Origin of the sequence: Micromonospora sp. WMMD956, from assembly GCF_029626125.1 — a bacterium.
GTDB classification, from domain to species: Bacteria; Actinomycetota; Actinomycetes; order Mycobacteriales; family Micromonosporaceae; genus Micromonospora; species Micromonospora carbonacea.
In genome coordinates this window covers 2810992-2825624 of the sequence record NZ_JARUBI010000005.1, presented here as the reverse complement: position 1 = coordinate 2825624, position 14633 = coordinate 2810992, and the positions used below count along the sequence as shown (strand labels likewise).

General features: G+C 73.7%; 12 protein-coding genes. 7 read left to right on the top strand and 5 right to left on the bottom strand.

The window, feature by feature from the left end:
• Nucleotides 1-519: 519 nt before the first annotated feature.
• Nucleotides 520-2514: a chromosome partitioning protein gene (locus tag O7628_RS13015; RefSeq protein WP_347405233.1), complete on the top strand. Its 1995-nt coding sequence runs from the start codon at nucleotides 520-522 to the stop codon at nucleotides 2512-2514.
• A 94-nt stretch (nucleotides 2515-2608) separates the two neighbouring features.
• On the opposite strand, the gene O7628_RS13010 is transcribed toward O7628_RS13015, so the two are convergent.
• Complete coding sequence (locus tag O7628_RS13010; RefSeq protein WP_043961161.1) at nucleotides 2609-3037, bottom strand: DUF3151 domain-containing protein; 429 nt, start codon at nucleotides 3035-3037, stop codon at nucleotides 2609-2611.
• 325 nt (nucleotides 3038-3362) lie between these two features.
• Between O7628_RS13010 and O7628_RS13005 the strand changes: the two genes are divergently transcribed.
• On the top strand, nucleotides 3363-4577 hold the full coding sequence (locus tag O7628_RS13005) for a hypothetical protein (protein ID WP_278130607.1): 1215 nt from the start codon (nucleotides 3363-3365) through the stop codon (nucleotides 4575-4577).
• Nucleotides 4578-4635: 58 nt separating this feature from the next.
• Here O7628_RS13005 and fbaA read toward each other — a convergent pair whose 3' ends face one another.
• Both fbaA and O7628_RS12995 read right to left on the bottom strand, forming a co-directional pair.
• A complete protein-coding gene (gene fbaA, locus O7628_RS13000) occupies nucleotides 4636-5658 on the bottom strand; it encodes a class II fructose-bisphosphate aldolase (RefSeq protein ID WP_007073962.1) in 1023 nt (340 codons plus the stop codon).
• Between the two features lie 176 nt (nucleotides 5659-5834).
• Nucleotides 5835-6218, bottom strand: a complete 384-nt coding sequence (locus tag O7628_RS12995) for a phage holin family protein (protein WP_278130604.1) — start codon at nucleotides 6216-6218, stop codon at nucleotides 5835-5837.
• 128 nt (nucleotides 6219-6346) lie between these two features.
• On the opposite strand from O7628_RS12995, the gene O7628_RS12990 reads away from it, so the two are divergent.
• From O7628_RS12990 to O7628_RS12970, 5 genes are all read left to right on the top strand, one after another.
• Nucleotides 6347-6559: a hypothetical protein gene (locus O7628_RS12990; protein WP_178062806.1), complete on the top strand. Its 213-nt coding sequence runs from the start codon at nucleotides 6347-6349 to the stop codon at nucleotides 6557-6559.
• A 148-nt stretch (nucleotides 6560-6707) separates the two neighbouring features.
• A complete protein-coding gene (locus O7628_RS12985) occupies nucleotides 6708-8237 on the top strand; it encodes an LPXTG cell wall anchor domain-containing protein (protein WP_278130603.1) in 1530 nt (509 codons plus the stop codon).
• Nucleotides 8238-8342: 105 nt separating this feature from the next.
• Nucleotides 8343-9857 carry a 3' terminal RNA ribose 2'-O-methyltransferase Hen1 gene (locus O7628_RS12980; protein WP_278130602.1) on the top strand — a complete coding sequence of 505 codons (1515 nt, stop codon included), beginning with the start codon at nucleotides 8343-8345 and terminating at the stop codon, nucleotides 9855-9857.
• A complete protein-coding gene (locus O7628_RS12975; protein ID WP_278130601.1) occupies nucleotides 9854-12376 on the top strand; it encodes a polynucleotide kinase-phosphatase in 2523 nt (840 codons plus the stop codon). Before O7628_RS12980 ends, O7628_RS12975 begins: the two co-directional genes overlap by 4 nt.
• 97 nt (nucleotides 12377-12473) lie before the next feature.
• Entirely contained in the window at nucleotides 12474-13349 is an 876-nt protein-coding gene (locus O7628_RS12970) for a DedA family protein (protein WP_246384253.1), read from the top strand.
• 182 nt (nucleotides 13350-13531) lie between these two features.
• Here the strand turns inward: O7628_RS12970 and O7628_RS12965 are convergent, their stop codons facing one another.
• Both O7628_RS12965 and pyrE read right to left on the bottom strand, forming a co-directional pair.
• Complete coding sequence (locus O7628_RS12965; RefSeq protein WP_007073957.1) at nucleotides 13532-13909, bottom strand: metalloregulator ArsR/SmtB family transcription factor; 378 nt, start codon at nucleotides 13907-13909, stop codon at nucleotides 13532-13534.
• A 57-nt stretch (nucleotides 13910-13966) separates the two neighbouring features.
• A complete protein-coding gene (gene pyrE / locus O7628_RS12960) occupies nucleotides 13967-14506 on the bottom strand; it encodes an orotate phosphoribosyltransferase (RefSeq protein ID WP_074475750.1) in 540 nt (179 codons plus the stop codon).
• Nucleotides 14507-14633 lie beyond the last annotated feature (127 nt).

The following is a 14633-nucleotide window of genomic DNA, read 5'->3' as shown; positions in this document are numbered from 1 at the left end:
CCTCCGGGTCGGCCGTCGGCACCACACCGGGTACGCCGGCGGAGACCGGCGTCGATCCTGGCGGCTCGGCTCCGGGGCCTATCCTCGGCAGGAGGAATTGGGAGGAACCGCGTGGACGACAACGCCGACCGGGTCCACGTGCCCGGCCAGCAGCCGGTGCCGGAGCGGGACATCGAGCCGCTCTGGCCGCCGGAAGCGACCGACCCCGGACGGGCCGGCTCCGCTCCGGCGTGGGCCACGACAACCGCGGCGGGTCCCGTGCCGTACCGGGAGGAGGCCGAGCCGTCGTTCGTCGCCTCCGACGTCTACCCGTCGCTGGGGGCCACGCCGGGCGCCTACGCGCCGCCCTCCTACCAGGGAGTCGGGTCGCCGGGCGAGGGGTTCGCGGCGACGGGCCCGGAGCAGGGCGGGCCGGGGCCGGGGCCGGGGCCGGACGCCTGGACGGCACACGGCATGGACAGGCCCGACACCTGGGCCGCACCCGGCACGGACGGGCGCGACGCCTGGACGGCACACGGCATGGACAGGCCCGACGCCTGGGCCGCGCCCGGCACGGACGGTCATGCGCCGGTGCCGGCGGAGACGGCCTGGGCACCGCCCGCCGTGGGCGGGGTGCCGGCTCCCCGGGCGGGGCAGCCGACGCCCGGCCCGGTCGACCTGCACCTGCCCTTCACCCTGGACCCGCAGGCAGTGCCGGGCCCGCTCCCGGGCGACTTGGGCGGGCCGCCGGACGACGCCGCGCTGTCGGAGCAGCCCACGGCCGCCGCGGGTCCTCCCGCCACCGACGGGACGACGGCCGCCGGGCCGGTCCCGGTGGCACCGGGCGTGACGGCGGTCGGGCCGATGGCGGCACCGGGCGTGCCGGCGGCCGGGGCCACCGCCACGAACAGCAACGGTGCGGCCGGCGGCGCGGAGGGGCCGGGCGGGGGGCGGGTGGCCGAGTCGCCGTGGGCGCTGCCGCCGCAGCGGCCCGCACCGTCGCGGGCGACCGGGGCGGAGGCGCGCCCGGCACCGCCGCAGCCGACCGAGACCGCGGCCCGTCCCGCACCGCCGGGTCCTGCCGACGGGGTGCCGCGCCCGGTCGAGGCGGTGCCGCCGCAGCCGGCCGACGAGATGCCGCGCCCGGTCGAGGCAGCGCCGCCGCAGCCGCCCGGGCCGTTCCCGCCGGTGATGAACCCGCCCGGGCCGTTGGCCCCCAGCCCGTACCCGCCGGCCGTCGCCGGGCCGGTCGAGCCGTACGCGGAGGGCTATCCGGCCACGGCCGGCGAGGCGTCGGCGGGGTGGGGTCCCGGGCCGCAGCAGCAGCCGCCCGGCCCGGCCCGGCCCGACGCAGCCCCGCCCGGCCCGAGGCGGCCCGGCCAGGGGCACCCCGACCAGGCCCACCCGGTTGCGGGGCAACCCGGGATCGGGCAGCCGGCCACGACGGGGTGGTACCCGCCGGGCTGGCCCCCGCAGCCGACGCCGCAGCAGCCCGCGACGGCCCGACAGCCGGTGGCACCGGTGCCGCAGCCGCCGTACCGGGAGGCCGACGGGGTGACCCGGGTGCCGCCGGGGTACCCGGAGCCGGCGTGGACGCCGGACACCGGGGTCGCGCCGACCGCCGAGGACTTCGCCCGCCGCCGACAGGTGCGCCCGGCCGACCCGGTGGCCACGATGGGCGTACGGGCGGTGGTGAACAAGACGGGGCTGATCAAGCTCGCGCCGGGGCGGCACGAGCAGGAGATGCGCCGCGACATCGAGATGGTGCGCCGCAACTTCGGTGGGCTGCGCCAGGTGACCGTGGTCAACCCGAAGGGCGGCGCGGGCAAGACCGTGGCCATCCTGCTGCTCGCCATGACCTTCGGCCAGAAGCGCGGCGGGTACGTGCTGGCCTGGGACAACAACGAGACTCAGGGCACCCTGGGGATGCGCGCCCAGCAGGACTTCCACTCCCGCACGGTGCGCGACATGCTGCGTGATCTCGGCCAGTTCCAGGGCGCGCACGGGCGGGTCGGCGACCTGTCGCAGTACGTCCGCTCGCAGGGCGAGGGCATGTTCGACGTGCTCGCCTCGGACGAGTCGGCCACCGGCGGGGAGATGCTCACCGCGTCGGCGTTCGCCGAGATCCGGGAGGTGGTCAGCCGGTTCTACAAGCTGATCTTCGTGGACACCGGAAACAACGTCCGGGCGCAGAACTGGCAGGCCGCGATGGACGCCACCGACCAGCTCGTGGTGACCATGTCGGCCCGTAACGACTCGGCGGAGACGGCCGCCCGGATGCTCGACCACCTGGAGCAGAGCGGCCGGCACCGGCTGGTCCGGCAGGCGGTGACGGTGGTGTCCATGCCGCCGTCGCGCAAGGAGATCGACCTGCCCGCCATCCAGGAGCACTTCGCGGCCCGGACCCGGGCGGTGCTGCTCGCCCCGTACGAGCGGTTGATCGACACCGGGGAGCCGATCCGGTACGGGCAGCTCTCGTCGGCCACCCGCGACGCCTGGCTGAAGATCGCCGCATCGGTGGCCGAGGGCCTCTGACCGGCACCCGGTTCCGACCGGCGCGGCGGCCCTGGCCAGCGCGGCGGCCGGTCCGATGGGTGTCGGACCGGCCGCCGCACCTGCTCGGGAGAGGTCAGGCGCTGGCCAGGGCGTCCCCGGCGGCCGGGTCGCAGTCGCGCAGGAACTGGGCGCAGCGCGCGGCCTCGTCCGCCTCGCCGATCTCGCCGGCGGCCCGGGAGAGCACGTAGAGGCAGCGCAGGAAGCCCCGGTTCGGCGCGTGCGACCAGGGCACCGGGCCGTGGCCCTTCCAGCCGCTGCGGCGCAACTGGTCGAGGCCCCGGTGGTATCCGGTCCGGGCGTAGGCGTACGCGGGGACGACCTGGCCGTCGGCCAGGGCCCGGCTCGCGAGCGCACCCCAGCCCGCACTGTAGGTCGGGAAGCGGGCCGCGACCTCGGCGTACGCCTCGTCGGTGCCGGCCTCCTTGGCGGCGGCCAAGGCGGTGTCGGCCTCGTCGTGGGCCGGCAGGAGGGTGGCCGGCGGCTCAGGCAACAGGTTCTGCATCGTCCCATTCAACCCGCTTCGCTCTGTGCCGCGCGAGGGGGTCCGCAGACCCGGCCACCTGAACGGTTGAGGCTTTCGTCACGCCTGTGGTCGTGGTGTCGACCCTGCGGTCCACGATGGCCGGACCTGCGGGCCGCCCCGGCCGGACCTGCGGTTCCCGGGGCCGGACCTGCGGCCCATGCCGGCGGATGGTGTTTTCCACTACAACTATTGGTCCGGAGCCTCCCCAGGACCCGGTTGGAGCAGGAGCCCGGTGGCCTCGCCACCGGGCTCCTGTGCGTACGCGATGGTTTGCGGGGTTGACCGGGGTGGGCAGGATGGCGTCGTGCCGACCCCACCTCCCGCGGACGTCATCTCCCCGCACGACACCAGCGCCACCGAGATCGAGACCCGCAGCGCGTTCGAACAGCGGCTGGCCGGCGGAAGCCTGGCCGGGCTCACCGTGCAGGGCCTGCGCCTCGACGTGGACCCGATCCCCGACCTGAGCGGGACGGAGGTGACGGGCACCCTCTTCGTCGGCTGCCGGTTCGCCTCCCGCGAGGTGGGCGCGGACCTGGTCCGGCGCGGCGCGAACGTGGTGCCGCCCTTCTCCGGGCTGCCGTACCCGACCCAGCCGTCGCACCTCTACACGCCAGAGGACCTGGCCGCCGGGTTCGCCGAGGGCGGCTTCGCCGGCATGTACGACACCCGGGTGTACGAGCACTTCCGGGCGCACGGCGGTGCGCTGCCGGACGTCAGGGAGGCGCTCGGTCAGCGGCTGCACGATCACGGCGTGGACAACGCGCTGGTCGACGCCACCCGCGCCTGGCTGGCCACGCACGGGCCGCAGTCCGTGGTGGGCGTGATGGGCGGGCACGCGGTGCGCCGGGGCAGCGTGCCGTACCGGATGGCCGCGGTGCTGGGCTGGGAGCTGGCGCGGGCCGACCGGCTGGTGGTGACCGGCGGCGGGCCGGGCGTGATGGAGGCGGCCAACCTGGGCGCGTACCTGTCGACCCGTCCGGCCGGGGAGCTGACGGCGGCGATCGACCTGCTCGCGACCGCGCCGGACTTCACCGACCACGACCGGTACACGTCCGCCGCCCTGGAGGTCCGGGTGCGGTACGCCCCGGCGGTGCCCCGGCAGCGCGACCCGGACCTCAACCTGGACCTGGGCTGGGCGCGGGCCGGCGGGCTGGCCATCCCCACCTGGCTGTACGGGCACGAGCCGGCGAACCTGTTCGCGGGGCGGATCGCGAAGTACTTCTCGAACGCCATCCGGGAGGACACGATCCTGCGGCTGGCCCGGGGCGGGATCGTCTTCGCGCCGGGCCGGGCCGGCACGGTGCAGGAGGTGTTCCAGGCGGCGACGAAGACGTACTACGGCACGGACGGGGCGAGCGGCGCGTACGTCTTCCTCGACCGGGCGTACTGGACGGCGGAGCTGCCGGTGGAGTCGCTGCTGCGCCCGCTGCTGGCCGCCTCGCCGTTCGGCGACCTGTCGGGCACGGTGCACCTCACCGACGACGTGCACGAGGCGGTCCGCGTCCTGACGGCGGGCTAGGCGCAAGGAAGGGCCCCTTGTTATCGCTTTGGCGATAACAAGGGGCCCTTCCTTGCATTTACTTGAGCTTGGTGCCGGTGCTACGCAGGTGCTCGCAGGCCTCGACGACGCGGGCGGCGAGCCCGGCCTCGGCGAGCTTGCCCCAGGTGCGCGGGTCGTACTGCTTCTTGTTGCCGACCTCGCCGTCGATCTTCAGCACGCCGTCGTAGTTGCGGAACATGTGGTCGGCGACGGGCCGGGTGAAGGCGTACTGGGTGTCGGTGTCGATGTTCATCTTCACCACGCCGTAGTCCAGCGCCTCGCGGATCTCGGACAGCAGCGAGCCGGAGCCGCCGTGGAAGACCAGGCTGAGCGGCTTCTCCTTGCCGTACTTGGCGGCGACGGCCTCCTGGATGTTGTTCAGGATCTCCGGGCGGAGCTTCACGTTGCCCGGCTTGTAGACGCCGTGCACGTTGCCGAAGGTCAGCGCCGCCATGTAGCGGCCCTTCTCGCCCAGGCCGAGCGCCTCGACCATGGCCAGGCCGTCCTCGACGGTGGTGTAGAGCTTGTCGTTGATGGCGTTCTCGACGCCGTCCTCCTCGCCACCGACGACGCCGACCTCGATCTCCAAAACGATCTTGGCCTCGGCGGCGCGGTCGAGCAGCTCGGCGGCGATCTCCAGGTTCTCCGCCACGGGCACGGCGGAGCCGTCCCACATGTGCGACTGGAACAGCGGCTCCTGGCCGGCGGCGACCCGCTCCTTGGAGATCTGCATCAGGGGCCGGACGAACTTGTCCAGCTTGTCCTTCGGGCAGTGGTCGGTGTGCAGCGCGACGTTGACCGGGTACTTCTTGGCGACCTCGTGCGCGTAGGCGGCGAACGCCACCGCGCCGGTGACCATGTCCTTCACGGACGGACCGGAGAGGTACTCCGCGCCGCCGGTGGAGACCTGGATGATGCCGTCGCTCTCCGCGTCGGCGAAGCCCTTGAGCGCCGCGTTCAGCGTCTGCGAGGACGTCACGTTGATCGCGGGGTACGCGTACCGGCCCGCCTTGGCGCGGTCCAGCATCTCCGCGTAGACCTCGGGGGAAGCGATGGGCATGTCGAACGCTCCTTACTTACCGCTGTCGGCCGTCACCGGCCGCTGTCTTCCGTGGGTGCGCCGGACCGCGCTGTCCTCCGCCGGAAGTATCCCGCAGGAGGTGGCCACGAGCGAAACCGGCCCGGGGCCGGCCCTTCCGCGGGCCGCCCGCCGGGCCCGGGACGACGGTCGGAGCCTCACCGTTCCGCCAGGCTGTCGGGCACCGCGACGCTGATCAGCCAGCTCACCACCGCCATGACGATGGCCCCCCAGAAGGCGGGCCAGAAACCCTCCACCCGGAACGGCAGGTCCAGCTGGCGGGCGATCCAGTCGGTCAACAGGAACAGCAGTGCGTTGACCACCAGCGCGAACAGCCCCAGGGTCAGCAGGTAGAAGACGCAGCCCACCACCTTGATCACGGGCTTGAGCACGGCGTTGACCACGCCGAAGATCAACGCCACCGCCACCAGGGTCAGTGCGGTGTTGCCACCGGTGCGCCCGCCCACCTCGACGCCGGGCACGATCAACGTGGTGATCCACAACGCGATCGCGGTGATCGCCAGCCGGATCAGGAAGCCCACGGCACCATCCTGGCACCGCCGGCCCGGTCCGGAGGGGGGAATCCACCGACTCGGCCACCCGCCGCCGAGCGGCGGCCCTGATCAGCCCGTACGGTGTGGGTAGCTTTCCGCCGAATCAGGGAGGGACGATGGGTCAGCCCGACGAGGACTTCACCCCGAGCGACCACCTCGCGCCGGAGGAGCGGGACCCGGAGGCCCCGGCGGCCGACGCCGTGGAGCAGGCCACCTCCACCGACCCGGCCGACGGCGAGGGCGAGCCGAGCCGGGGCCTGGAGGTCGGCGACTGGGACGCCATGGAACAGGCCCGCGTGGTCGCCGGCGACGAGGACGACTACCGCTGAGCCGGGTCACGGCCGCGGAACGTTGCGACTGACCCGGCCAACCGTTCCGCCCATTCGGCCGGAGATCCACGCAAGGGGTTGACCAGCCGCCTTGAAGGGTCTCTAAGCTCCACGGGCTCCACCTGTTTGCCACGGGGAGGAACCCTTCATGCTCATGTCCCCGATCCGGCGTTGCCTGGCCGGGCTCGGCGTCGCAGGCGTGCTCGTCGTCGCCTCCGCCACCCCCGCCCTCGCCGCGCCCACGGCCAACCTCGGTCTCTACGTCCAGGACGCCACCGTGGCCCCGGACTCGCCCGGCACGTCCCGCGGCCTGAGCATCTACACCGACCGCTCGACCGTGCTGCCCGATGTCACGGTGCGGTACGACTACCGCTCCCTGGCCGGCAGGGTCACCCTGACCGGTGGCGGGGGGAACGCGGAGTGCGCCGCGCCCGAGCCGGGCGTCCTGGTCTGCGCGGAGAAATCCGACATCCCGGTCGACGAGATCTACGGCGGGGGGACCCAGCCGGTGCGCATCGTCGTCACCGACAAGGCGGAGCCCGGCGACGCCGGCGACCTGAAGGTCAGCCTCCAGGTGGCCGGCAAGGATCGGGGCAGCTACACGTCCGGGCTCCGGGTCGGCGAGGGCGTCGACCTGGCCGGCGGGCCGGACAGCACGCTGGCCGCCAAGCCGGGTGGGAAGTTCGAGGCGCCGCTGACCGTGGTCAACGTCGGCACGAAGGCCGTCGAGGGCGTCGTCGCAGTCTTCGACCTCGACCACTCGATCCGGACCAGGGACCGGTTCAGCAACTGCCGCTACGCCGAGGACCACCTGATCGCCTGTCAGTTCGACGAGGAGATCCCGGCGGGCGAGGGACGCACCACCACGCTCGACTTCCACCTCGGCACGGACACCTACGCGCCGAGCAACCAGTACGGCAACGCCGTGTTCATGACGAACGGGGACTTCGAGGACCTGTTCGGCCAGCGCGAGGACGCCGGCGCCCTGGCGACCACGCGCGGCGGCGGGCCGAAGCTGACCCTGGCCGACGCACCGACGAAGACGGCGAGGGCCGCCCAGACCGACACCGAACCGGGCAACAACTACACCTCGTGGAGCATCAGGGTCTCCGGCACGAACGGCACCGACCTCCAGGCGATCGGCGACACGATGAAGGGCGAGGCCGGCGCGGTCGTCACCGCCACCGTCGGCTTCCGGAACAATGGTCCGGCGACCCTCGACAGGGTGAACAACGACCACGAGGCCGCCACCCACACGGGTGTCGAGCTGCCGCCGGGCACCACCGCCGTCGGGTTCCCCGACAACTGCTGGTTGCGATACGGCAGCACCCGCACGTACCTGTGCAGCTCGGAGATGCTCCTGGTGGTCGGCGAGACCTACACCCTGGAGTTCCGACTGCGCATCGACAAGGTCGTCCCGGACGCCCGCGGCGTCGTGCAGGTCAACGCAGAGTGCGAGTGCCCCGCCGGCGGCAGCTTCCAGGACGACATCAAGCCGGCCAACGACAAGGCCTGGCTCGTGGTCAACGCGGCCGGCAGCGGCGGCGGGGATGGCGGCTCGCTGCCGATCACCGGTTCCGCCACCGGCCTGATCGCCGGCATCGGCGGCCTGCTGCTCGTGGCCGGCATCGGCGGCTACCTGGTGGCCCGACGCCGCCGCACCCACTTCGTCGCCTGACAGAGACGGCCAGCACCAGGAAGGGTTTCCGGGGAGCCCCACCGCAACCCCGCACCAGACGAAAAGCGGACGACGCAAGATCGAGCCCCCTGACACCATGGGGCCGTGCTGCTCACCCTCACCACGACGCACCGCCCCGCCACCGACCTCGGCTACCTGCTCGTCAAGCATCCCGACCGGATGCACTCCTTCGAGCTGCCCGTCGGCGCGGCGCACGTGCTCTACCCCGAGGCCGACGAGCAGCGCTGCACGGCTGCCCTGATCGTCGACGTCGACCCGCTGCGGCTGGCCGGCGGGCAGGGCCGGGGCCGCCGGCAGGCGGCCACCCCGGACACCTTCACCCTCGGCCAGTACGTCAACGACCGGCCGTACGCCGCGTCGAGCCTGCTGGCCTCGGCGCTGGCCAAGGTGTTCCGCTCGGCCCTGCGCGGCGAGTCCCGGGACCGGCCGGAGCTGGCCGCCGCGCCGATCCCGCTCCAGGTGCGGGTCCCCGTGCTGCGCTGCCGGGGCGGCGGCGACCTGGCGGCCCGGGTGTTCGCCCCGCTGGGCTGGGCCGTGACGGCCGCCCCGATCCCGCTCGACGAGACGCACCCGCAGTGGGGCGACAGCCGGTACGTCGACCTGACGCTCACCGGCACGCTGCGGCTCGCCGACGCCCTCAACCACCTGTACGTGCTGCTGCCCGTCCTCGACGACGCGAAGCACTACTGGGTCGCCCCGGACGAGATCGACAAGCTGCTCCGGGCCGGTGCGGGCTGGCTCGCCGACCACCCGGAGCGGGCCACCATCACCCGCCGCTACCTGGCCCACCGCCGCGCCCTGGCGGGGGAGGCGATGGCCCGTCTCGCCGAGCAGCGGCTGGCCGACGAGCCGCCGGTCGACAGCGTGGCCGAGGAGGAGCGCGCGGAGGTCCCGCGCCGGCCGGCGCTGGCGCTGCGTCGCCGGGAGGCGGTGCTCGGCGCGCTCGCGGCCAGCGGGGCGACCCGGGTGCTGGACCTCGGCTGCGGTCCCGGCGCGCTGCTGTCCGCCCTGGTGGGCGACCGCCGGTTCACGGAGGTCGTCGGCACCGACGTGTCCGCCCACGCGCTGACGCTGGCGGCCCGCCGGCTGCGGCTGGACCGGCTGCCGGAGCGGCAGCGGGACCGGATCCGGCTGTGGCAGTCCGCCCTGACCTACCGGGACGACCGGCTGCGCGGTTACGACGCGGCGGTCCTGATGGAGGTGATCGAGCACGTCGACCCGCCGCGCCTGCCGGCGCTGGAGGACGCCGTGTTCGGCCACGCCCGGCCGGCGACGGTCGTGGTGACCACGCCGAACGTCGAGCACAACGTCCGCTACGAGGGGCTGGGCGCGGGCCGGTTCCGGCACGCCGACCACCGTTTCGAGTGGACCCGGGCCGAGTTCGCGGCCTGGGTGGACCGGGTCGCGGCGACGTACGGCTACACGGCGGAGGTCCGGGGCGTCGGCGACGACGACCCGGAGGTGGGCCCGCCCACCCAGCTCGCCGTGTTCCGCACCGCCGGGACGACGACCGCCGGGCCTGGGACGAACGCCGGACCGGGGACGAACGCCGGACCGGGGACGACCGCCGAGCCGACGACGAGGGAGGCCGCCCGATGATCGAGATTCCCGAGCTGGCCCTGGTGGCGCTGGTCGGCGTCTCCGGCTCCGGCAAGTCCACCTTCGCCCGGCGGCACTTCGCGCCGAGCCAGGTGCTCTCCTCCGACGCGTTCCGGGGCATGGTCGCCGACGACGAGAACGACCAGTCGGCCTCCGCCGACGCGTTCGACGCCCTGCACCACGTGGCGGGGATCCGGCTGCGGCGGGGCCTGCTCACCGTCGTGGACGCCACCAACCTCCAGCCGCACGCCCGCGCCGGGCTGGTGCGGGTGGCCCGGGAGCACGACGTGCTGCCGGTGGCGATCGTGCTGGACGTCCCGGAGGCGGTGGCGTGGGAGCGCACGCAGGGGCGGGCCGACCGCACCCACGGCCGGCAGGTGCTGACCCGGATGCAGCGGGACCTGCGGCAGTCGTACGGGCGGCTGGCCCGGGAGGGCTTCCGGAAGGTGCACGTGCTGCGCGGCGTCGACGAGATCGACGCGGCGCGGATCCGCTACGCGAAGCTGTTCAACGACCGGCGGGAGCTGACCGGCCCGTTCGACGTCGTCGGCGACGTCCACGGCTGCCGCGAGGAGCTGGAGGCGCTGCTGCTCCGGCTGGGCTGGGTGCTGCGCCGCGACGACGCGGGCCGCCCGGTGGACGCGGCGCACCCGGCCGGGCGTACCGCGGTCTTCGTGGGTGACCTGGTGGACCGCGGCCCGGACTCCCCCGGCGTGCTCCGCCTGGTGATGGGCATGGTGGCGGCCGGCCACGCGATCTGCGTGCCGGGCAACCACGAGCAGAAGCTGCTGCGCCGGCTGCGCGGCCGGGACGTGCGGCTCACGCACGGTCTGGCCGAGACGATGGCCCAGCTCGACAGGGAGGACCCGGCGTTCGTGGCCGAGGTCGCGACGTTCGTGGACGGCCTGGTCAGCCACTTCGTGCTCGACGGCGGCCGGCTGGTGGTCGCGCACGCCGGGCTCAAGGAGGAATACCACGGCCGCGCGTCGGGCCGGGTCCGCGCGTTCGCGCTGTACGGGGAGACCACGGGCGAGACCGACGAGTACGGCCTGCCGGTGCGCTACCCGTGGGCGCGCGACTACCGGGGCTCGGCCATGGTCGTGTACGGGCACACGCCCACCCCGACGCCGGAGTGGGTGAACAACACGATCTGCGTCGACACCGGCTGCGTGTTCGGCGGAAGGCTGACGGCGCTGCGGTACCCGGAGAAGGAGCTGGTCTCCGTCCCGGCGGTCAAGGAGTGGTACGCCCCGGTCCGCCCGCTGGTCGCGCCCGCCCCGGCCCGCCCCGACGCGGTGCTGGACCTGCGCGACGTGACCGGGCGGCGGCACGTCGAGCACGCGTACGGGACGCTGACCGTGCCGGCGGAGAACGCCGCCGCCGCGCTGGAGGTGATGAGCCGCTTCGCCGTGGACCCGCGCTGGCTGACCTGGCTACCGCCGACGATGGCGCCCTGCTCGACGGCGACGGCCGACGGGTTCCTGGAGCACCCGGCGCAGGCGTTCGCCGACTACCGGGCGGTCGGCGTCGACCGGGTGGTGTGCGAGGAGAAGCACATGGGCTCGCGGGCCGTGGTGCTGGTCTGCCGCGACCCGGCGGGCGGCCCGTTCGGGCCGGGCGGCGGGGTGGTGCACACCCGCACGGGCCGGCCGTTCTTCGGCCCGCCGCTGGACGGCGAGCTGCTCGGCCGGGTCCGGGCGGCGGTCGGCACGGCGGGGCTCTGGACCGAGCTGGACACCGACTGGCTGCTGCTCGACTGCGAGCTGCTGCCCTGGTCGGCGAAGGCGGGCGGGCTGATCCGCGATCAGTACGCGAGCGTGGGCGCGGCGGGTCGCGCGGCCCTGCCGGCGGTGCTGGCCACCCTGGACGCGGCGGCCGGGCGGGGGCTTCCGGTGGGCGACCTGCGGGCGCGGATGGCGGCCCGCCGGGCGGACGTCGAGGCGTACTCGGCGGCGTACCGGGCGTACGTGGGGCCGACGGACGGGCTGGCCGGGGTGACCCTCGCCCCGTTCGCGGTGCTCGCCTCGGCCGGGGCGAGCCACGTCGAGCGGGACCACGGCTGGCACCTGGACCTGGCCGACCGGTTGTGCGCGGCCGACCCGGAGCTGTTCACCGGCACCCGACGGCGGGTCGTCGACCTGGCCGACGCCGCGGCCGAGGCGGACGCGACCGACTGGTGGCTGGCGCTGACCGCCGCCGGCGGGGAGGGCATGGTCGTCAAGCCGTACGCGGGGCCGGCCGCCCGGTCGCCGAAGGGGTCGCTGCTCCAGCCGGGCATCAAGTGCCGGGGCCGGGAGTACCTGCGGATCATCTACGGCCCCGGTTACACCGAGCCGGAGCAGTTGGCCGCGCTGCGCCGCCGGTCGCTGGGGCGCAAGCGGGGGCTGGCCCTGCGCGAGCACGCGCTCGGCCTGGCGGCCCTGGCCGCGCTGGCGGACGGCGCTCCGTTGTGGCGTCGGCACGAGCTGGTCTTCGCCGTCCTGGCCTGCGAGTCGGAGCCGGTCGACCCCCGGCTGTGAGGCGGGACCGGGGCGGTCGGCCCGCGGCGACGCGGGCGGCGGCCGTCCCGGTCCGGGGCGGCGGGGGACGCGGCCGGTTCCGGGTTCGGTACCCTGTGTGGCCGTGGACACAGCAGAGAAGGCACGGGCGGTCTCCGAGACCGTCGCCCTGAACCCGCTCGATCCGAAGGATCTACTCCAGACCTTCGGGCTGATCGGCGTCTGGGTGATCCTGTTCGCCGAGACCGGGCTGCTCGTCGGCTTCTTCTTCCCCGGCGACTCGCTGCTGTTCCTGGCCGGCGTCGCCGCCTCGCCGGTGGCGGACGCGATCTTCGGCGACGGCACCCGGCTCTCCCTGGTCGGGCTGCTGATCGGGGGTCCGATCTGCGCGATCGTCGGTGCCCAGCTCGGGCACTGGCTCGGCGCGCGGTACGGCCGGCGCATGTTCGAGCGCCCCAACTCGCGGCTGTTCAAGCGGGAGTACGTGGAGAAGGCCGAGCACTACTTCCGGAAGTTCGGCCCGGCCAAGGCCGTGGTGCTGGCCCGGTTCATCCCGATCGTCCGCACGTTCCTCAACCCGGTCGCCGGGGTGCTCGGCATGCCGGCGAAGCAGTTCTTCCTGTGGAACGTCGTCGGGGCGATCCTGTGGGTGGACGGCATCCTGCTGATCGGCTACCTGCTCGCCGAGCAGATCTACAACGCGATCGGCGACAAGATCGACCGGTACATCCTGCCGGTGGTCGCGCTGATCATCCTGATCTCGGTGCTGCCGATCTTCTTCGAGTTCCTCCGCGACCGGCGGGCCCGCAAGCGGGGCGAGGTCATGACGGTGATCGCCGCCGCCAGCGCGGCCGGTGCCGTGGAGGCCGTCCGGGACGCGGTCGAGCACCACCACGACCACCACGCCCAGACCCCGCACGGCGGCGAGCAGGGGCAGCAGCCGCCGCAGCAACAGGGCGGCGGCCGGTGGCCGGAGCACGGCGAGGGCCGCTAAGGAAGAAGGCGTGCGTCGATGGCCGGCCCCGTCGAGACGGGACCGGCCATCGGTTCAAGCCGCAATGAAGAAACGAGGCGACTGCCGGTCACCCGGGCAGCCGGCACCGTCCGATGGTGACGCCACCCCTGGCACGCCACCAGATGCCGTCCTGAGGCGGGACGGCCGGAACGGAAACCTCGTCAGCGGGCCTTCTTGGTGGCCCGCTTACGCGGCGGGGTCAGCAGATCCGCGATCGTGGCGATCGCGGTCGGCACCAACCGGTAGTACGCCCAGACCCCGCGCTTCTCCCGCTCCAGCAAGCCGGCCTCGGTGAGGATACGCAGGTGGTGGCTGACCGTCGGCTGGGAGAGGCCGAGCGGCGCGGTCAGGTCGCACACGCACGCTTCGCCCTCGGGGGCCGACTGGATCAGGCTGAGCAGCCGCAGCCGGGCGGGGTCGGCAAGGGCCTTGAGGACCCCCGCCAGCCGCTCGGCGTCGGCGCGTTCGATCGGCTCGCCGGCAAGCGGCGAGATCTGAGGCATGGTCATTTCAGCCAACGCAGTTCCCACGTATTCCATCCTTCCACCAGCAGCATCGATCCGCCTGCATATCAGCAGATCCGAATCGGCAAACTTTTAGGCCACAAGGCCGAGGTCAGCCAACGTATAGGCCGCCCGATACGGCAGTCCGGCGGCTTCCACCGCGTCGCCGGCGCCACGATCAACAATAACCGCCACACCCACTACATCGGCTCCGGCCTCGCGCAGCGCCTCAACTGCGGTCAGCACGCTGCCACCCGTCGTCGACGTGTCCTCGACCGCCAGTACCCGTCGTCCGGCCACGTCCGGCCCCTCGATGCGGCGTTGCAGACCGTGGGCCTTACCCGCCTTACGGACGACGAACGCATCGAGCGACCGGTCGGTCGCCGACGCGGCGTGCAACATGGAGAGGGCCACCGGATCGGCGCCCAGGGTCAGGCCACCGACGGCGTCGTACTCCCAGTCGGCGGTCAGGTCGAGCAGCACCCGACCGACCAACGGAGCGGCCTGGTGATGGAGCGTGACACGTCGCAGATCGACGTACCAGTCCGCCTCCCGACCGGAGGAGAGCACCACCCGCCCATGGACCACAGCCAGGTCGATGATGAATTTACGCAGGTCGTCGTGGTCCCCCATGGCGATAGAGGGTACTGCGCAAGTCTGGGAGGTGTGTGTGGGGTCCACCCCGGTCAGCCCCACGGGCGACCGATGGTTGGCGATATTCCGCTACTCTGTGCGATCGATTTGCCGGGCCGGGTCGGCC